This is a genomic window from Streptomyces sp. NPDC086077, from assembly GCF_040686175.1.
Lineage (GTDB): Bacteria > Actinomycetota > Actinomycetes > Streptomycetales > Streptomycetaceae > Streptomyces.
Genome location: NZ_JBFBJT010000087.1, coordinates 15,224 through 31,941 on the forward strand (window position 1 = coordinate 15,224; position 16,718 = coordinate 31,941).

Genomic DNA, 16,718 nt, shown 5'->3' on the forward strand with positions numbered 1-16,718 from the left:
GGCCGCCCCCGGTGGCCCGTCAGGCTCCGCAGGAGCGGAGGAACCTGCGGGTGCGCACCGCGATCGGCAGCGGCTTGTCCGGCTCGCAGGGGTACATGTCCTGCTCGACGATCGCGAACAGGTCCACGCCCAGCTTCTGGGCGGCGGTGAGCACCGGCCCCAGCTCCGGCACCCCGGACGGCGGCTCGCACATCACCCCGCGCTGCACGGCGGGCCCGAACGGCACCTCGTTCGCGACGACGTCGGCGAGGATCTCCGGGTCGACCTGCTTGAGGTGCAGATAGCCGATGCGCTCGCCGTACGTCTCGATCAGCTTGACGCTGTCGCCGCCGCAGTAGGCGTAGTGCCCGGTGTCCAGGCAGAGCTGCACCAGCCCGGAGTCGGTGGAGTCGAGGAAGCGCTCGACGTGCGCCTCGGTGTCGATGTGGGTGTCGGCGTGCGGGTGCACGACGATGTCGAGGCCGTAGGTCTCCTTGACCTCGTGCCCGAGGCGCTCCATGCCCTTGGTCAGGTGCGCCCACTGCTCGCCCGTCAGCTCCGGCGGCTCCAGGATCTCGGCGGTCTTGTCGTCCCGCCAGAATGACGGGATGACCACGAGGTGCCCGGCGCCCATCGCCTGGGTGAGGGCGGCGACCTGGCTGACGTGCTCCCAGGTGGAGTCCCAGACGGACGGGCCGCGGTGCAGGCCGGTGAAGACGGTGCCGGCCGACACCTTCAGACCGCGGCGGTCCACCTCCTCGGTGAGCCGGGCCGGGTCGGTCGGCAGATAGCCGTAGGGGCCCAGCTCGATCCACGAGTAGCCGGCCTCGGCGACCTCGTCCAGGAAGCGTTCCCAGGGCACCTGCTGGGGGTCGTCGGGGAACCAGACGCCCCAGGAGTCGGGCGCCGAGCCGACCCGGATGCGGTCGAGGGCGGGGGTGTCGGCCATGTCAGGAGGTCCCTTCGGAAGAGGCGGCCGGGGAGGCGGCGGAGGCCGGGGTGTCCTTGGAGGGCGGCCCGGAGAGGTCCGCCGCCTCGGGCAGTTCCTCGACGTCGACGCCCCGCACCTGCGCCAGCTCGTGTTTGAGCGCGGCGAGTTCCGTGCCGCCGGCCATGTGGTTGGTCAGCTCCTCCAGGCTCACCTCGCTGCGGTCGGCGCTCAGTTCGAGGGTGCCGAGGCGCAGCACGCTGAAGTGGTCGCCGACCATGTACGCGTGGTGGGGATTGTGGGTGATGAAGATGACGCCGAGGCCACGGTCACGGGCGGCGGCGATGTATTTCAGGACCACGCCGGACTGCTTGACGCCGAGGGCGGCCGTCGGCTCGTCCAGGATGAGCACGCGGGCGCCGAAGTGCACGGCGCGGGCGATGGCGACGCACTGGCGCTGGCCACCGGACAGCGTGCCGATGGGCTGCTCCAGGTCGTCGAGGACGATTCCCATGTTGCGCAGTTCCTCGTCCGCGGTCCGCTTCATGCGGGCGATGTCGAGGCGGCGCAGCGGCCAGGGCCCCTTGGTGAGCTCGGAGCCGAGGAAGAAGTTCCGCCAGACGGGCATCAGCGGGACCGTCGCGAGGTCCTGGTAGACGGCGGCGATGCCCTTGTCGAGGGCCTCGCGGGGGGTGGCGAAGCGCACCGGCTCGCCGTCCACGAGGAACTCGCCCTCGGTGTGCTGGTGCAGCCCGGAGACGATCTTGATGAGGGTGGACTTGCCCGCGCCGTTGTCGCCGAGGACGCACGTGACCTTGCCGGGGTGGACCGCGAGGTCGACGCCGTGCAGGGCGCGGATGTTGCCGTAGGACTTGCCGGCGCCGCGCAGTTCGACGAGGGCCCCGGCGCCCTGGAGCGCGGCGTCCTGGAGCACAGCTCCGTGGGTGGTGGTCATGGCGGTCACCTCCGGGTCGCGGTGCGCTGCACCCACAGATTGATGAGGACGGCACCGAGCAGCATCACACCGAGGAAGGCCTTGAACCAGTCGGGGTTCCATCCCGCGTAGACGATGCCCTGCTGGACCATGCCGAACATGAAGGCGCCGAAGACCGGGCCGATGGCGGAGCCGTGGCCGCCGGTCAGGAGGCAGCCGCCGATGACGGCCGCGGCGATGTAGATCAGCTCCTGGCCGACGCCCTCGCCGGACTGGACGGTGTTGAAGGAGAACAGCTGGTGCATCCCGACGAACCAGGCTCCGAAGCCGACCAGCATGAACAGGGTGATCTTGGTGAAGGTCACCGGGACACCGACCGCCCGGGCGCTCTCCTTGTTGCCGCCGACAGCGAAGATCCAGTTGCCGTACTTGGTGCGCAGCAGCACCCAGGTGGCCAGGGCCGCGAAGACCAGCCACCACACCACGGTGATCTTCACCTGGACGCCGCCGACGTCGAAGGACGAGGCGAAGAGCGCCCTGGCCTGCTCGAAGCCGTCCATGGTGCTGATGTCGTCGGTGGCGACGTTGCCGGTGACCATCTTGGTGACGGCGAGGTTCACGCCCTGGAGGATCATGAACGTGCCGAGGGTGACCAGGAAGCTCGGCAACCCCGTCTTGACCAGGACCCAGCCGTTGAACGCGCCGATGCCGACCGTTACCACGAGCGCGACGATCACGCCCGTCCAGACGTTCAGGGTCAGCTGGTAGCTGAGCATGGCCGCCGTGAGCGCCGAGGTGATCACGGCGACGCCGGCCGACAGGTCGAACTCGCCGCCGATCATCAGCAGGGCCACGGGCAGCGCCATGATGCCGATGGTGGATGCCTGGTAGAGGACCGTGGCCATGGAGCCGCCCTGGCGCAGCGAGGGCGCGGCGATCAGGAAGAAGACGAACACGGCGGCCGCGCCGAGGAAGACGCCGACCTCGGGCCGGGCGAGCAGCCTCAGCACCAGCGGCCGCTCCCGGGTGCGTCCGTCGCCCGGCCTGGCGCCGGGGTCCGGCGGTGTCGCCACCGCCGGCGCGGCCTGCTGGGCCATACCCATCACCGGGTCCCCTTCGCGGCGAACTCGGCGATGCGCTCGACGTTGGCCTTGTCGACGAACGCCGGCCCGGTCAGCACGGGCTGCTCACCGCCACCGCTGTAGTTGCCGTTGTTCTTGTACAGCCACAGCCCGTCGACCGCCAGGTACCCCTGGAGGTAGGGCTGCTGGTCGACGGCGAACTGGATGTCGCCGCGCTCGATGGCGCCGGTCAGGTCCTTGTTGAGGTCGAAGGTGGCGACCTTGGCCTTGCTGCCCGCCTCGGACACCGACTGCACGGCGGTCATCGCGAAGGGGGCGCCGAGGGCCACGACGTAGTCGATGGCGTCGTCCTGCTTGAGCTTGGCGGTGATCGTCGACTTCACGGAGGGCATGTCGGTGCCGTTGACGTTGAGGGTCTCCGTGGTGCCCTCGAACGTCTTCTTCACCCCGTCGCAGCGCTGCGTGAGACCGACGTTGCCCTGCTCCTGGATCACGCAGACGGCCTTCTTCGCGCCCTCCTCGTTGAGCCGCTTGCCGAGCGCCTCGCCGGCCACGTTCTCGTCCTGCCCGAAGAACTCCATCAGGCCGAGCTGCTTCCAGTCGCTCACACCGGAGTTGAGGCCGACGACCGGTATCCCGGCCTGCTCGGCCTTGCCGAGGACTCCCTTGAGTGCGTCCGGCTTGGCGAGGGTGACGGCGATGCCGTCGACCTTCTGGTCGATGGCGTTCTGGACCAGGTTGGCCTGGTTGCCGGCGTTGGGGTCGGCGGAGTAGACGAGCTTGATGTTGTCCTTGGCGGCGGCGGCCTCGGCGCCCTTGCGCACGATGTCCCAGAAGGTGTCGCCGGGCGCCTGGTGGGTGACCAGAGCGACCGTCATCCGGGGCGTGGTGGCCTTGCCCGCCGAGGCGCCGTCCGCTCCCTCCTCGGCCTTCTTGCCGCCGGAGCTGCTGGAGCAGCCGGCGAGGACCAGGGCCGCCGCCGCTGCCACGGCCAGGGCGGAAGTGATTCTGCGAGAGCGGTCCATCTTTCCTGCACCTCACTGTGCGATGGGGGAAAGGCTGTTGTTGGGACGGGATCAAATCCCCTGGCGCGCTCACTGTCAATACTTTGTTAAGACATCATTTCACAAGCAGGTCCTAATGTTAGAACAAACTGCTACGGTGTGGACCGGGAGGGACGCCATGACCAGTACTGTCTCCGGGCTCGCCGCCGTGCACTTCGCACTCGACCGCACCAGCCCCGTGCCGCTCTACCACCAGCTCGCCCAGCAGCTGGAGGCGGCCATCGAGAGCGGGATCCTCACTCCGGGCAACCAGCTGGGCAACGAGATCGACCTGTCGGTGCGCCTCGGCCTGTCCCGGCCGACCGTCCGCCAGGCCATCCAGTCCCTGGTCGACAAGGGCCTGCTGGTCCGCCGCCGGGGCGTCGGCACCCAGGTGGTGCACAGCAAGGTGAGACGCCCGCTGGAGCTGAGCAGTCTCTACGACGACCTGGAGGCGGCCGGGCAGCAGCCCACCACACAGGTGCTCCGTAACGAGCCCGTGCCGGCCGCCGCGGACGTCGCGGCCGCCCTCGCCGTGCCCGAGGGCGACGAGGTCACCGTCCTGGAACGGCTCCGCTTCACCCACGGCCGCCCCGTGGCGTTCCTGTGCAACTACCTGCCCGCGGGCCTGCTCCCGCCGGACACCGGCCGGCTGGAGACGACCGGCCTTTACCGCATGCTGCGCACCGCCGGTGTCACCCTGCACAGCGCCCGCCAGACCATCGGCGCCCGCAGCGCCACCGCCGAGGAGGCCGCCCGCCTCGACGAGAAGAAGGGCGCCGCGCTCCTCACGATGCAGCGCACGGCCTACGACGACACCGGCCGTGCCGTGGAGTACGGGACGCACATCTACCGCGCGTCCCGGTACGCCTTCGACTTCCAGCTCCTGGTACGGCCCTGACGTCAGTGCGCGGCGTCCAGCCGGGCCCGCTGATCCGCCGTCAACTCCAGTTCCACGGCACGGAGGTTCTCCTCCAGTTGGGCCACCGACGAGGCTCCGGCCAGCGGGACGACCGGCAGTTCCGCGCCCACCTGCCAGGCCAGCACCACCTGGCCCACGGTGGCCCCGGTCTCCCGCGCGACCTCGCGCAGCACCGCGAGCCGGGCGGGAGTGCCGGGGTGGGCGTAGTCGGAGGGCAGCGGCTTGTCCTCGCGCGCGTACGCCCCGCCCAGCAGCGGTGAGTAGGCGACGAGCGTCAGGTTCGGCTCGGCCCGCAGGTAGCCGAGGAGTTCGGCGCCCGCGTGGCCGAGGCTGCCGTCGGGGAAGAGGTCGCTCGGGACGTCGAACCGAGGGCGCAGATGGCTGTGCTGGTACTGGAGGACCTCGTACCCGGGCAGTCCGGCCGCGGCGGCGAGGGCGCGGGCCCGTTCCACCCGCCATATCGCCTGGTTGCTGACCCCGAGCAGCCCGACCGTGCCCTCCTCGACCAGGGCGGCGAACCCCTCGACGGTCTCCTGCTGGGGGACGGTGGGGTCGTCGATGTGGGCGTACAGCAGGTCCAGCCGCTCCACGCCGAGCCGCTCGCGGCTGCGCTCGGCCGCCTCGCGGATCACCTTCGCCGACAGTCCCTCCGGGTTGTCGGTGTAGCTGGTGCCGGGGGCGAGGGGACGGGCGCCGAGCTTGGTGGCGACGACCACCTCGTCGCCGATCCCGCGGCTGCGCCGCCACCGGCCGAGGAGTTCCTCGCTGTGGCCGCCCTGGCCGCCGTCCACCCAGAAGGCGTAGTTGTCCGAGGTGTCGATGAAGGTGCCGCCGGCCTCGACGTAACGGTCGAGGACGGCGTAGGAGGTCCGCTCGTCCGTGAGCGAGCCGAAGAGCATGGCGCCGAGGGCGAGGACGCTGACCTCGCGGCGGTGCCGCGGATCGGTGCCGATGGTGCGGTACTTCATGGTGATGCCTCCCGTTCGCGCCCGGTTGTCCGGGGCACGAACGGGAGTCTTCAGGCTGAAGCGCGCTTCAAGTCAAGGAAGTCGCGGCTACCGCTTGGCGAACGGCCCTTCCAGGGCGGCCCACTGCAACAGCATGATGGTCTTGCCGTCGGCGATCTCGCCGGTGCGGATCATCTCCAGGGCCCTGCGGAAGGGCAGTTCGAGGATCTCGATGTCCTCGCCCTCCTCGCCGAGCCCGCCACCCTCGTGGGTGCGGGTCGACGGCCCGTAGGCGGCGGCGTAGAAGCTGACGCGCTCGGTGACCGAGCCGGGGCTCATGTAGATGTCGAAGACGTGCTGGACGGCGTCGATGGTGTGCCCGGTCTCCTCGACCACCTCACGCCGCACCGCCTCCTCCGGGTGCTCGTCGTCGTCGTCGAGCAGCCCGCCGGGCGTCTCGATCAGCATGCCGTCGGGGTGCCCGTTCACGTACACCGGGAAGCGGAACTGGCGGGTGAGCAGCACGGTCTCGCGGTCGGCGTCGTACAGCAGCATCGTGGCGCCGTTGCCGCGGTCGTGCGTCTCGCGCTCCTGGGTGCTCCAGGTGCCGTCGGCGTGCCGGAAGTCGAAGGTGGTCGTGCGCTCCACGTACCAGTGACTGGAGAGCAGTTTCACGTCCCGCACCCGCACGCGCGGGTTGCCGCTCAGGTCGCGACCGGTCCGGTCGAGCCCGGTGCGGCCGCGGCGGTCCGGGGTGTCGACACCGGCGGTCATCGGGCACCGCCCGGACGGAAGGGGATGAACTCGTTGGTCATGCTCCCGCTTGTACCATCCGGCCCCGTGAACCGACGGAAAAGGGGCCATCGAAACGATGACCCCTCGCCGAACCGTCGGGACGACAGGATTTGAACCTGCGACCCCTTGACCCCCAGTCAAGTGCGCTACCAAGCTGCGCCACGTCCCGGTGCGCCTCGCCGCGGACAACCGCGTGACGGCGCGCTCAGTACTTTACCCCACACCCCCGGACGCGCCGAAGCGGGACCGCAGGCGCGACAATCGCCGTATGGGCAGCACACCGGAAGGACGGGGCAGCAGCGCTCGGGACCGCGACAGCGAGGGCCGCGCCCGCAACGCACGGCCACGCGACGGGCTCGGACGGCCGCTGCCGTACGACGCGCAGGGCGTGGACCGGCAGCCGGAGGGGCTCGTGCGGACGCCCCCGGAGACGGTCGCCGAGGCACAGACCCTGCTCGACGCGGGCAAGCCCTTCCACGCGCACGAGGTCTTCGAGGACGCCTGGAAGTCGGGCCCCCACGAGGAACGCACCCTGTGGCGCGGCCTGGCCCAGCTGGCCGTGGGCCTCACCCACGCGGCCCGCGGCAACACGACGGGCGGGTCCCGGCTGCTGCGCCGCGGGGCGGGTGCGATCGAGGAGTGGGCGGCACACACCGGCCGTAAACGGCCCCACGACCTGGACCTGCCGGGGCTGGCCCGGTGGGCGCGGACGCTGGCCGACGACCTGGAGCACGGCGTGACGGTGGACGCCGGGGCGCGGGCGCCAGGGTTGCGGGGGGCGTGAGAGCCCCTGGCCCCCGCGTGCCCGAGGAGGCGGTGGGTCCGCTGTCGGCGGGGTGCGGCAGACTCGGGGCGTGCGAAAGATTCATGTCATCGGTATCGGCGCGGGCGACCCCGACCAGCTGACCCTTCAGGCGGTCAGGGCGCTGCGGAGCACGGACGTGTTCTTCCTGCTCGACAAGGGCGAGGTGAAGTCCGACCTCACCCGGCTGCGCAAGGACATGCTCGACGCGCACCTGAGGCAGGGGACGTACCGTCTGGTCGAGGCGCGTGACCCGGACCGGGACCGGAGCGCGGGCGGCGCGGCGTACTCACCGGCCGTCGGGGACTGGCGCAGCGCCCGTGCCGGAATCTACGAGCAGCTGATCGCCGAGGAATTGGGCGAGGACGAGAGCGGCGCCTTCCTGGTGTGGGGCGACCCGGCGCTGTACGACAGCACGCTCGGGATCCTGGAGGAGGTCCGTGCCCGCGGCACGGTGCACTTCGAGTACGACGTCGTGCCCGGCATCAGCAGCGTCTCGGCGCTGGTGGCCCGGCATCGCACGGGGCTGAACCGGGTCGCCCGGCCGGTGCAGATCACCACGGGCCGGCGGCTCGCCGAGGGCTTCCCCGAGGGCGTGGACGACGTGGTCGTGATGCTCGACGCCCACCAGACCTTCCGGCAGTACGCCGACCAGGACATCGACATCTACTGGGGCGCCTACATCGGCACGCCGGACGAGATCCTCGCCTCGGGCCCGATCGCGCAGGCGGCCCCCCGCATCGAGCGGCTGCGCGCCGAGGCGCGGGAGCGCAAGGGCTGGATCATGGACACGTATCTGCTGCGCCGGAACCCGGACGGCCAGTAGCCTCCGGCGGCCCCGGGGCCCGAGGGGACCGCGCCCGAAGGGGGCCGTGGAGCGGCAGGCGCTCACGTCCGGCACCGTCACGGCCGCTTTCTTGCGCTGCCCGCCGGCGCCGCTTCGGCTGCCGGACACCGCAGCGTCATACCGGGCGGGCACGTTTCGCCCGTCCCCACCTGTCTCGCCTTGCATCCGTCCGCCCCGCTCTTTCGGGCGTGATGCGAAAGGACGACGTACGCCGTGTCCCTGGTACCGCCGGCCGCCGCTCTCCCCAGCGCGCTCGCCACCGCCGCCCCCGTCCGCTCCCCCTCCGCCGAACGCCTCTCCCGCCTGTCCCGTCACGGCCTCACCGCGCTGCCGCTGCTGCTGATCGGCGGCTGGGCCGTCGTCGACTGGCACTCCGTGCGCGACGGCGCCGCCCGGCTGGCCGCCGCCGACCCGGGCTGGCTGCTCGCGGCCCTGTCCCTGACCTGCCTCGGCTGGCCGGCCGCCGCGCTGGTACGGCAGGGCGCCATCCCCGAGCGGCTGCCGCCGGGGCTGCTGATCGCCTCGCAGTTCGCCGCCGGCGCCGCCAACCACGTGCTCCCCGCCGGCATCGGAGCCCACGCGGTGACCCTGCGCTTCCTCCAGAGCCAGGGCATACCCCTGGCCCGGGGCACCGCGTCCCTCGCGCTGTACTCGCTGGTCAAGCCGGTGACGAAGACGGCGGTGCTGATCGTCTTCCTCGTGGCCCTCCCCGGCATGCTGCACCTCGGCGAACTCGTCCCCGACGACAGCACCCTCCTGCTGGTCGCCGCCGGCGTGGGCGCCGCCTTCGTCGTGGCCGGCTGCCTGCCGGCCGTCGTCCCCGCCCTGCGCCGCCCGGCGGTCTGCGCACTGCGAACCGCCCTCACCGACGCCCGCGTCCTGCACACCCGGCCCAGCCGTGTCCTCGCCCTCTGGGGCGGGGCCGCCGCGATCCCGCTGCTCCAGGGCAGCGTGATCGCCACCGTCGGCTTCTCACTCGGGCTGGAGCTGTCCTGGGCTCAGGTCGTCTTCGCGCTGCTCATCGCCGGCACGGCGGTCGGCGCCGTGCCCGCGCCGGGCGGGATCGGGCCGGTGGACGCGGCGCTGGTGTTCACCATGGCCGCGTTCGGCGCGCCGGTGGGCCTGGCGACGGCGACCGTCGTCGCCTACCGCGTGCTGACGGTGTGGGTGCCGCTGCTGCCGGGAGCACTGGTGCTGTCGGCGTTGGTGCACCGCAAGATCCTCTGAGTCCCGCTAACCGGCCCCGAGCCACGCCAGGGCACCCGGCACGTCCGGTACGGCCGCTGCGTCCTGCGGCAGCGGCGGGCGCCGCACGACGACGACGGGAACGCCGAGTTCCCGGGCCGCCGTGAGCTTGGCGGCCGTCGCCGCTCCCCCGCTGTCCTTGGTGACGATCACGTCGATCCGGTGCTCCCGCAGCAGCGCCGACTCGCCGTCGACGGTGAACGGGCCGCGGGCGAGGACCAGTTCGACGTCCGGGGGCATCGGCGGCTCGGGCGGTTCCACGGACCGTACGACGAAGTGCTGCTCGGCCAGCCGGGCGAAGGCGGCCACGCCCAGGCGGCCGGTGGTGAGGAACACCCGGCGACCGAGCCGCGGCAGCAGCTCCGCGGCCGCTTCCAGGGAGGCGACCGCGTGCCAGTCGTCCCCCGGCCCCGGCCGCCAGCCAGGACGGCGCAGCACGACGGCCGGAACGCCGGACAGGGCGACGGCACGGACCGCGTTCGCGGTGATCGCCTCGGCGAAGGGATGGGTGGCGTCGACGACGGCGGACACGTCGTGCGCGCGCAGCCACTCGGCCAGCCCCTCGGCGCCACCGAACCCGCCGATCCGCACGTCACCGTCGACCGCAGCCGGCCGCGCCACACGCCCCGCGAGGGACGTGGTGACCCGTACCCCAGCACGGGCCGTCAGCGCTGCGGCGAGCTCGCGGGCCTCGGTGGTGCCGCCGAGGATCAGGACATGACGGCTCAGGACGTGACCGGACATGCGTCGAGCGTACGAGGTCCGGTGGCCGGCCTGCCGCGGGCCGGACCAGCTAGCGCAGCAGCAGCTGCACGCCGCCCACCACCGTCGCCGCGATCACCAGCCGCTCGAACAGCCGCTGGTCGATCCGGTGCACGGCCCATTTGCCGAGGACGGCGCCGGGCACCACGAACAGCACGAGCGCGGCGTCCAGCAGCAGCGACCGGCCGTCGATCAGCCCGAGCCCCGCGCTGAAGGGCACCTTGGACACGTTGACGATCAGGAAGAAGAACGCGGACGTGCCAAGGAAGCCCAGCTTCCGGAAGCCCGCTGACAGCAGGTACATCGACATCACCGGGCCGCCGGCGTTGGCGACCATCGTGGTGAAGCCGCCGAGGACGCCGTACGACCGGGCCTTGATCCGGCCCGGCCTGCTGCTCACCGAGTCCGGCTCCTCGTCCGTCGGCTCCCCCGCGCGGCGGCGCCACGACGTCACGCCCGCCATCAGCAGCAGGATCGCCCCGATCGAGGTCCGTACGATCCCGTCGTCGGCCCACACCAGGAACAGCGTGCCGAGCACGACGCCCGCAGCGACCGCCGGGAACAGCCGCCACAGCGTCGGCCAGTGGGCGTGCCGCCGGTAGGTGAGGACCGCGAGCACGTCCCCGGCGATGAGGATCGGCAGCAGCACCCCGGTGGAGGCGCGGGCCGGCAGCACCGCCGCGAAGATGGCGAGGCTGACCGTGTTGGCCCCGCTCACGGCGGTCTTGGAGAAGCCGACCAGGAGCGCGGCGAAGGCGAGGGCGGCGAACTCCCAGCCGGTGATGTGCCAGAGCGTCATCGTGTCCATGCGGACACCGATGCTATGCCCATGCATCTGGCCGCCGTAAGGAGCGTCCCGCCGGACGGCCCCGGCCCGGCTCCGCCGTCCCCGCTCGCCGCTACCCGCTACCCGCTACCCGCTACCCGACGTACCGTGTCCGCAGCTCCCGCTTCAGCACCTTCATGCTCGGTCCCAGCGGCAGCGCGTCCGTGATCTCCACGCGCCTCGGGTACTTGTGCCGGCCCAGGTGCTCCTTGGACCACTCGGTGACCCCGGCGGCGTCGAGCTCCACGCCCGGGGCCGGTACGACCACCGCGCACACCTCCTCGCCGTGCAGGTCGTCCGGCAGGCCGATCACGGCGGCCTGGGCGATGCCGGGGTGCCGCATCAGCACCTCCTCGACCTCGCGCGGGTAGACGTTGAAGCCGCCGCGGATGACGACGTCCTTCTTTCGGTCGACGATCCGGAGGAAGCCGTCCTCGTCCTTGGTGCCGAGGTCGCCGGTGCGGAACCAGCCGTCGACGAGCGCCTCGGCGGTGGCCTCGGGGCGGCCGAGGTAGCCGGAGAAGACGTTGTGGCCCCGGATGACGACCTCGCCGAGCTCGCCCGCCGGCAGCATCTCGATCCGCCCCTCCACCTCCGCGCGGGCGATCTCCGCCTCCACGCCCCACAGCGGATGCCCGATGGTGCCGGGCCGGGTGCCGAACACGGGCTGGTTCACGGTCGCCGTCGGTGAGGTCTCCGACAGCCCGTACCCCTCGTGGACGACCGCTCCGAACGCCTCCTCGAACCGCTCCAGGACGGCCACGGGCAGCGAGGCGCCGCCGGAGACGCACACCCGCAGCTCGGGCAGCACATCGACCCCGGCGGCCGCGGCCACCAGGGACACGTACATGGTCGGCACCCCGTGGAAGGTGTTGACCCGCTCCTTCACCATGAGCTCGATCGCCCGCGCCGCGTCGAAACGCGGCATCAGCACGAGCGTCGCCCCGGCCCGCCAGGTGGAGTTGAGGGAGACGGTCTGCCCGAAGGCGTGGAACAGCGGCAGCGCGCCGAGCGCGATGTCGTCGCGGCGGACGTCGTTGGCGTCGAACGCGTTGACCGTCGCGTTCATCACGAGGTTGAAGTGGCTGAGCACGGCGCCCTTGGGGACGCCGGTGGTGCCGCTGGTGTAGAGCACGACCGCCGGGTCGTCGGCCTCACGGGTCACGTACGTCGGCAGCGGCTCGGCGACCGCCGCGAGCCGGTCGAACCCGGCGCCCAGGGTCACTGCCGGGACACCCGCGCCCAGCGCGGCGGTGGTGCCGGTCTCCGCCTGCGCCGGGTGGCACAGCAGCAGGCTCGCGCCGCTGTCCCGCAGTACGTGCTCGACCTCTTCCGCCGACAGCAGCAGATGGACGGGGACGACGACCGCGCCCGCCGCCGCGACGGCGTAGTACGCGGTCGGGAACTCGACCGTGTTGGGCGCCATCAGCGCGACCCGGTCGCCGGGCCGGACGCCGAGCCCGGCGAGGGCGCCGGCCCGGGCCAGGGCCCGCCGCCACACCTGCGCGAAGCTCAGCCGCAGGTCACCCTCGACGAGGGCGGTGTGGTCCGGGCGGCGCCGGGCGTTCTCGGCGAGGATGACGGCGAGGTTGAGGGTGGCCATGGGCGACTGCTCCGTTTCCTGACTGCGGCTCGGGCTGCGGCTGCGCGGTGTGTGCGCTAATGCCTCTCCACCAGCACCGCGCTCCCCTGCCCCACGCCCACGCACATGGTGGCCAGCCCGCGCCCGGCGCCCGTGCGGCGCATCCGGTGCAGCAGGGTGGTCAGGATGCGGGCGCCGGAGCAGCCGAGGGGGTGGCCGAGGGCGATGGCGCCGCCGCTCGGGTTGACCAGCTCGGGGTCGATGCCGAGCCGGTCCACGCAGGCGAGGGCCTGCGCGGCGAACGCCTCGTTGAACTCGGCCTCCTCGATGTCGCCGACGCCCCACCGGGCACGCCCCAGCACCTTCTGCGTGGCGGGCACCGGGCCGATGCCCATCACGTCGGGGTGCACGCCGGCCGAGGCCCCGGCGACGTAGCGGCCCATGGACTCCAGCCCCAGCTCGTTGAGTGCCTCCTCGCTGACCAGCAGGAGTCCCGCGGCACCGTCGTTCATGGGGGAGGCGTTGCCCGCCGTCACCGTGCCGCCCTGGCGGAACACGGGCTTGAGGCGGGCCAGCTTCTCGTACGACGTGTCCTCACGGACGCACTCGTCGCTGTCGACCACCACACCGTCGGGGCGGCGCACGGGCAGGAGTTCGTCGTCGAAGTGGCCGTTCTTGCGGGCGTCGGCGGCCAGCCGGTGGCTGCGCAGCGCGAACTCGTCCTGGCGTTCGCGCGGGACCTCGTAGCGCTCGGCGACCTCCTCCGCGGTCTCTCCCATGGCCAGCAGGCCGTGCAGTTCCTTCATCGCCGGGTTGACCAGCCGCCAGCCGAGCCGGGTGTCGACGGTCTCGATGCGGTGCGGCAGGGCCTCGTCGGGGCGGGGCAGCACGAAGGGGGCGCGGCTCATGGACTCGGAGCCGCCCGCGAGCACGACGTCGGCCTCGCCCGCGGATATGGTGCGGGCCGCGAGGGTGATCGCTTCGAGGCCGGAGGCGCACAGGCGGTTGACGGTGGCGCCGGGAACGGACTCGGGGAGGCCGGCGAGCAGGGCGGCCATCCGGGCGACGTTGCGGTTGTCCTCGCCGGCCTGGTTGGCGGCGCCCCAGTAGACGTCGTCGACGCGGGCCGGGTCGAGCGCGGGCACATCGGCGACGAGCCCGCGCAGGACCGCCGCGGCGAGGTCGTCGGGACGTACCGAGGAGAGGGCTCCGCGCAGCTTGCCGATGGGGGTGCGGCGGGCGGCCGCGAAGTGGACGGGACGCACGACAGGACTCCTGACCGGGAGCTGGATCAGCAGCCCCGAGGGTTAATTAGCACTGCTAGTTTTGGACTATAGCTCCCCGCGCCCCGCCCTGGGAAGATCTCCGGAAGCCTTCACCGACGCAGCCGGGGGATCCATGACCGACGCCCGTGAACACGTCCTCGACGGAACCCGGGGCACGATCACCGCCCGCGAGTGGCCGCATCCCGGGCCCGCCTTCGTCACCCTCGTCTCGCACGGCTACGGCGAGCACATCGGCCGGTACGAGCAGGTCGCCGAGGCGCTGCGGGCGCACGGGGCCGCCGTCTTCGGCCCGGATCACATGGGGCACGGGAGGTCCGCGGGCGAGCGCGTGCTGATCGAGGACTTCGAGGACGTGGTCACCGACCTGGAAACGGTCGCCGGGCTGGCCCGGGCGGCCTACCCGGGCCTGCCGCTCGTCCTGGTCGGCCACTCCATGGGCGGCCTGATCGCGGCGCGCCACGCCCAGCGCCACGGCGGCCGCCTGGCCGCGCTCGTGCTCTCCGGGCCCGTGATCGGCACCTGGGAGACGCCCGGCCGGCTGCTCGCCCACGACGAGATCCCCGAGATCCCCGTCAGCCCGGCCGCGCTCTCCCGTGACCCCGCCGTGGGGGCCGCCTACGCCGCCGACCCGCTCGTCTGGCACGGCCCGATGAAGCGGCCGACGCTGGAGGCGTTCGCCCGGACCCTGGAGGACGTGGCCGCGGGCGGGGACGTGGGCGGACTGCCGGTGCTGTGGCTGCACGGCGACGACGACCGGCTGGTGCCGCTCGCCGGGAGCCGGGTCGGCGTGGAGCGGCTGAGCGGGGGCGACCTGACCGAACGGATCTATCCGGGCGCCCGTCACGAGGTCTTCCTGGAGACGAACGGGGCCGAGGTCCTCAGGGACACGACCCGGTTCCTGGACAGGGTGCTCGCGGGCTGAGAGATGCCCGTTTGCACCGGTTCGGCCGGGGCACCCGCGCCCGCATGGAGTGGTTGCGGCGAGCCGCCTGCGTGGACGAGGACCCCGAGTTGTTCTTCCCCGTGGGCACGACGGGACCGGCACTGAGGGACATCGCGGCCGCCAAGCGCGTCTGCGCCCGGTGCACGGTGATCAGCCAGTGTCTGCATTACGCACTGAACAGCGGGCAGACGTCCGGCGTGTGGGGCGGGACCGGCGAGAACGAACGCGCCGAACTGCTCCGTACATCGAGGACCAGGGACGACATGAGAGGGAGAAACGCACCATGACCGTCGTGAGGAGCACACTTCCCGACGACGCCCGGAGGGTCGCCACCGACGCGCTCCAGGAGACCCTGGTGGACCTGCTCGGACTGTCACTGACCGGCAAGCAGGCGCACTGGAACATCGTGGGACCCCGGTTCCGCTCGATCCACCTCCAGCTCGACGAGGTGGTCTCGGCCACCCGCGGCTTCGCCGACACGGTGGCGGAGCGCGCCGCGGCGCTGGGCACCTCGCCCGACGGCCGCCCCGAGACCATCGCCGCCCGTTTCTCGCTGCCCGGCCCCAAGGACGGCTGGCTGCGCGACGACGAGGTGGTCCAGGTGATGGTGGAGGCGCTGGAGGCGGCGATCGGCGGGCTGCGGTCGCGGATCGATACGACCGAGAAGGCCGACCCGGTCACGCAGGACCTGCTCATCTCCATCACCGCGGAGCTGGAGAAGCAACGCTGGATGTTCGAGGCGGAGAACGTCCCGCGCGACTGACCGCCGCCCAGCACCCCGTACGAAGGAAGGGCACCCATGACCGACGCCCTCGAACTCGAAGCGCTGTGGGAGGACTTCCATCGCGCGGTGAACATGACCTCGCAGGAACTGGCCGCCTGGCTGCGGGTCCGCGACGCCGACGAGCACGCGGAGCCGCTGCCGGAACGGGCCGGGACCCCCACCGGGCAGCACGTGCTCGCGATCCTGCAGAAGCGGCGCACCGATCTCACCGACGAGGACATCCAGGTGATGTACGACGTGGTGGACACGGTCGACGCGCAGGCGGACGTGGAGAGCGAGCCCGAGCCCGAACAGACGCGCCAACGGCACCAGCTGATGACGCTGGGCCACGACCCGCTCCGGCCATGAGCGGGGGTGAGGGGCGCGTCCTGAGCGAGCTGCTGAACGCGCACGGGCGGACGTACGCCGAGGAGGCGGGCATCCGGCTGGGGGACACGCCGCAGCCGCTGTACCGCCTCCAGGTGCTGTCCCTGCTGCTCAGCGCCCGCATCCGGGCCTCGGTCGCGGTCGCGACGGCGCGGGCCCTGCACGAGGCGGGGCTGCGCGACCCGCGGCGGATGGCCAGGGCGAGCCGGCAGGACCGGGTGGACGCCCTGGGCCGGGGCGGCTACCGGCGCTACGACGAGCGCACGGCCACCCAGCTCGGCGACGGCGCGGAGCTGCTCACCGAGCGGTGGGGCGGCGATCTGCGGCGGATGCGCGAGGAGGCCGGCGGCGAGGTCCCCGAACTGCGCCGGCTGCTCCGGGAGATCCCCGGCCTGGGGCCCGCGGGCGCCGACATCTTCCTGCGCGAGGCCCAGCGCGTATGGCCCGAGGCCGCTCCGTACCTGGACGCCAAGGCGCTGTCCGGGGCGGAACGGCTCGGTCTGCCGAAGGATCCCGGCCGGCTGGTGAAGCTCGCCGGTGACGCCGAACCGGCCGTGCTCGCCGCGGCGCTGGTGCGGGCGGCGCTGGACAAGGAGGTCGCCGAGGACAGCCTGCGCCGCGCCGCCTGACCCGCCTCGGCGGGCC

At 72.4% G+C, this 16,718-nt stretch carries 19 protein-coding genes and 1 tRNA gene; 9 read left to right on the forward strand and 11 right to left on the reverse strand.

Going from position 1 to position 16,718, the window contains the following annotated elements; all coding sequences use genetic code 11:
- Nucleotides 1–19: 19 nt before the first annotated feature.
- The 4 genes from AB0O67_RS23745 to AB0O67_RS23760 are packed head-to-tail and all read right to left on the reverse strand — an operon-like array spanning nt 20 to nt 3,948.
- On the reverse strand, nt 20–928 hold the full coding sequence (locus AB0O67_RS23745; RefSeq protein WP_365453320.1) for a sugar phosphate isomerase/epimerase: 909 nt from the start codon (nt 926–928) through the stop codon (nt 20–22).
- A 1-nt stretch (nt 929) separates the two neighbouring features.
- Nucleotides 930–1,862, reverse strand: coding sequence for an ATP-binding cassette domain-containing protein (locus AB0O67_RS23750; protein ID WP_365453323.1), 933 nt, complete (start codon nt 1,860–1,862; stop codon nt 930–932).
- 5 nt (nt 1,863–1,867) lie between these two features.
- Complete coding sequence (locus tag AB0O67_RS23755; RefSeq protein WP_365453326.1) at nt 1,868–2,944, reverse strand: ABC transporter permease; 1,077 nt, start codon at nt 2,942–2,944, stop codon at nt 1,868–1,870.
- The gene (locus AB0O67_RS23760) at nt 2,944–3,948 is read right to left on the reverse strand and encodes a sugar ABC transporter substrate-binding protein (protein WP_365453329.1); all 1,005 of its coding nucleotides are present in this window, start codon (nt 3,946–3,948) and stop codon (nt 2,944–2,946) included. The genes AB0O67_RS23755 and AB0O67_RS23760 overlap by 1 nt, the downstream gene beginning before the upstream one ends.
- 157 nt (nt 3,949–4,105) lie before the next feature.
- On the opposite strand from AB0O67_RS23760, the gene AB0O67_RS23765 reads away from it, so the two are divergent.
- The gene (locus AB0O67_RS23765; protein ID WP_365453332.1) at nt 4,106–4,867 is read left to right on the forward strand and encodes a GntR family transcriptional regulator; all 762 of its coding nucleotides are present in this window, start codon (nt 4,106–4,108) and stop codon (nt 4,865–4,867) included.
- Nucleotides 4,868–4,869: 2 nt separating this feature from the next.
- Here the strand turns inward: AB0O67_RS23765 and AB0O67_RS23770 are convergent, their stop codons facing one another.
- The 3 genes from AB0O67_RS23770 to AB0O67_RS23780 all read right to left on the reverse strand — a co-directional run bounded on the left by AB0O67_RS23770 (nt 4,870) and on the right by AB0O67_RS23780 (nt 6,799).
- Entirely contained in the window at nt 4,870–5,856 is a 987-nt protein-coding gene (locus AB0O67_RS23770) for an aldo/keto reductase (RefSeq protein WP_365453335.1), read from the reverse strand.
- 87 nt (nt 5,857–5,943) lie between these two features.
- The gene (locus tag AB0O67_RS23775) at nt 5,944–6,609 is read right to left on the reverse strand and encodes an NUDIX domain-containing protein (protein WP_365453338.1); all 666 of its coding nucleotides are present in this window, start codon (nt 6,607–6,609) and stop codon (nt 5,944–5,946) included.
- A 116-nt stretch (nt 6,610–6,725) separates the two neighbouring features.
- Nucleotides 6,726–6,799 (reverse strand) — tRNA-Pro (locus AB0O67_RS23780).
- Nucleotides 6,800–6,898: 99 nt separating this feature from the next.
- On the opposite strand from AB0O67_RS23780, the gene AB0O67_RS23785 reads away from it, so the two are divergent.
- From AB0O67_RS23785 to AB0O67_RS23795, 3 genes are all read left to right on the forward strand, one after another.
- On the forward strand, nt 6,899–7,414 hold the full coding sequence (locus AB0O67_RS23785; RefSeq protein WP_365453341.1) for a DUF309 domain-containing protein: 516 nt from the start codon (nt 6,899–6,901) through the stop codon (nt 7,412–7,414).
- 70 nt (nt 7,415–7,484) lie between these two features.
- On the forward strand, nt 7,485–8,258 hold the full coding sequence (gene cobF / locus AB0O67_RS23790) for a precorrin-6A synthase (deacetylating) (protein ID WP_365453344.1): 774 nt from the start codon (nt 7,485–7,487) through the stop codon (nt 8,256–8,258).
- A gap of 234 nt (nt 8,259–8,492) precedes the next feature.
- Nucleotides 8,493–9,506, forward strand: coding sequence for a lysylphosphatidylglycerol synthase domain-containing protein (locus AB0O67_RS23795; RefSeq protein WP_365453347.1), 1,014 nt, complete (start codon nt 8,493–8,495; stop codon nt 9,504–9,506).
- A 6-nt stretch (nt 9,507–9,512) separates the two neighbouring features.
- Here the strand turns inward: AB0O67_RS23795 and AB0O67_RS23800 are convergent, their stop codons facing one another.
- The 4 genes from AB0O67_RS23800 to AB0O67_RS23815 form a co-directional block, all read right to left on the reverse strand.
- Nucleotides 9,513–10,253 carry a cobalt-precorrin-6A reductase gene (locus tag AB0O67_RS23800; RefSeq protein WP_365453374.1) on the reverse strand — a complete coding sequence of 247 codons (741 nt, stop codon included), beginning with the start codon at nt 10,251–10,253 and terminating at the stop codon, nt 9,513–9,515.
- A gap of 64 nt (nt 10,254–10,317) precedes the next feature.
- Nucleotides 10,318–11,094: a sulfite exporter TauE/SafE family protein gene (locus tag AB0O67_RS23805; RefSeq protein WP_365453350.1), complete on the reverse strand. Its 777-nt coding sequence runs from the start codon at nt 11,092–11,094 to the stop codon at nt 10,318–10,320.
- Between the two features lie 112 nt (nt 11,095–11,206).
- The gene (locus tag AB0O67_RS23810; RefSeq protein WP_365453353.1) at nt 11,207–12,715 is read right to left on the reverse strand and encodes a long-chain fatty acid--CoA ligase; all 1,509 of its coding nucleotides are present in this window, start codon (nt 12,713–12,715) and stop codon (nt 11,207–11,209) included.
- A 56-nt stretch (nt 12,716–12,771) separates the two neighbouring features.
- A complete protein-coding gene (locus tag AB0O67_RS23815; protein ID WP_365453356.1) occupies nt 12,772–13,959 on the reverse strand; it encodes a thiolase family protein in 1,188 nt (395 codons plus the stop codon).
- 133 nt (nt 13,960–14,092) lie between these two features.
- Between AB0O67_RS23815 and AB0O67_RS23820 the strand changes: the two genes are divergently transcribed.
- Genes AB0O67_RS23820 through AB0O67_RS23840 form a run of 5 tightly spaced genes read left to right on the forward strand, consistent with a single transcriptional unit; the run spans nt 14,093 to nt 16,702 of the window.
- Nucleotides 14,093–14,902: a lysophospholipase gene (locus tag AB0O67_RS23820; protein ID WP_365453359.1), complete on the forward strand. Its 810-nt coding sequence runs from the start codon at nt 14,093–14,095 to the stop codon at nt 14,900–14,902.
- Nucleotides 14,903–14,946: 44 nt separating this feature from the next.
- Nucleotides 14,947–15,210 carry a WhiB family transcriptional regulator gene (locus tag AB0O67_RS23825; RefSeq protein WP_365453377.1) on the forward strand — a complete coding sequence of 88 codons (264 nt, stop codon included), beginning with the start codon at nt 14,947–14,949 and terminating at the stop codon, nt 15,208–15,210.
- Nucleotides 15,207–15,686 carry a DNA starvation/stationary phase protection protein gene (locus AB0O67_RS23830; RefSeq protein WP_365453362.1) on the forward strand — a complete coding sequence of 160 codons (480 nt, stop codon included), beginning with the start codon at nt 15,207–15,209 and terminating at the stop codon, nt 15,684–15,686. Before AB0O67_RS23825 ends, AB0O67_RS23830 begins: the two co-directional genes overlap by 4 nt.
- Before the next feature lie 36 nt (nt 15,687–15,722).
- On the forward strand, nt 15,723–16,055 hold the full coding sequence (locus tag AB0O67_RS23835; protein WP_365453365.1) for a DUF3140 domain-containing protein: 333 nt from the start codon (nt 15,723–15,725) through the stop codon (nt 16,053–16,055).
- Nucleotides 16,052–16,702, forward strand: a complete 651-nt coding sequence (locus AB0O67_RS23840; protein ID WP_365453368.1) for an endonuclease — start codon at nt 16,052–16,054, stop codon at nt 16,700–16,702. Before AB0O67_RS23835 ends, AB0O67_RS23840 begins: the two co-directional genes overlap by 4 nt.
- The last annotated feature ends 16 nt before the right edge of the window (nt 16,703–16,718 follow it).

What these genes read in the sequence shown, in the direction of transcription:
- AB0O67_RS23750 (WP_365453323.1), bottom strand. Translation starts at nt 1,862, where the DNA reads ATGACCACCACCCACGGAGCTGTGCTCCAGGACGCCGCGCTCCAGGGC.
- AB0O67_RS23775 (WP_365453338.1), bottom strand. Translation starts at nt 6,609, where the DNA reads ATGACCGCCGGTGTCGACACCCCGGACCGCCGCGGCCGCACCGGGCTC.
- AB0O67_RS23825 (WP_365453377.1), top strand. Translation starts at nt 14,947, where the DNA reads ATGGAGTGGTTGCGGCGAGCCGCCTGCGTGGACGAGGACCCCGAGTTG.
- AB0O67_RS23765 (WP_365453332.1), top strand. Translation starts at nt 4,106, where the DNA reads ATGACCAGTACTGTCTCCGGGCTCGCCGCCGTGCACTTCGCACTCGAC.
- AB0O67_RS23805 (WP_365453350.1), bottom strand. Translation starts at nt 11,094, where the DNA reads ATGGACACGATGACGCTCTGGCACATCACCGGCTGGGAGTTCGCCGCC.
- AB0O67_RS23810 (WP_365453353.1), bottom strand. Translation starts at nt 12,715, where the DNA reads ATGGCCACCCTCAACCTCGCCGTCATCCTCGCCGAGAACGCCCGGCGC.
- AB0O67_RS23835 (WP_365453365.1), top strand. Translation starts at nt 15,723, where the DNA reads ATGACCGACGCCCTCGAACTCGAAGCGCTGTGGGAGGACTTCCATCGC.
- AB0O67_RS23760 (WP_365453329.1), bottom strand. Translation starts at nt 3,948, where the DNA reads ATGGACCGCTCTCGCAGAATCACTTCCGCCCTGGCCGTGGCAGCGGCG.
- AB0O67_RS23745 (WP_365453320.1), bottom strand. Translation starts at nt 928, where the DNA reads ATGGCCGACACCCCCGCCCTCGACCGCATCCGGGTCGGCTCGGCGCCC.
- AB0O67_RS23770 (WP_365453335.1), bottom strand. Translation starts at nt 5,856, where the DNA reads ATGAAGTACCGCACCATCGGCACCGATCCGCGGCACCGCCGCGAGGTC.
- AB0O67_RS23755 (WP_365453326.1), bottom strand. Translation starts at nt 2,944, where the DNA reads ATGGGTATGGCCCAGCAGGCCGCGCCGGCGGTGGCGACACCGCCGGAC.
- AB0O67_RS23840 (WP_365453368.1), top strand. Translation starts at nt 16,052, where the DNA reads ATGAGCGGGGGTGAGGGGCGCGTCCTGAGCGAGCTGCTGAACGCGCAC.
- AB0O67_RS23830 (WP_365453362.1), top strand. Translation starts at nt 15,207, where the DNA reads ATGACCGTCGTGAGGAGCACACTTCCCGACGACGCCCGGAGGGTCGCC.
- AB0O67_RS23785 (WP_365453341.1), top strand. Translation starts at nt 6,899, where the DNA reads ATGGGCAGCACACCGGAAGGACGGGGCAGCAGCGCTCGGGACCGCGAC.
- AB0O67_RS23820 (WP_365453359.1), top strand. Translation starts at nt 14,093, where the DNA reads ATGACCGACGCCCGTGAACACGTCCTCGACGGAACCCGGGGCACGATC.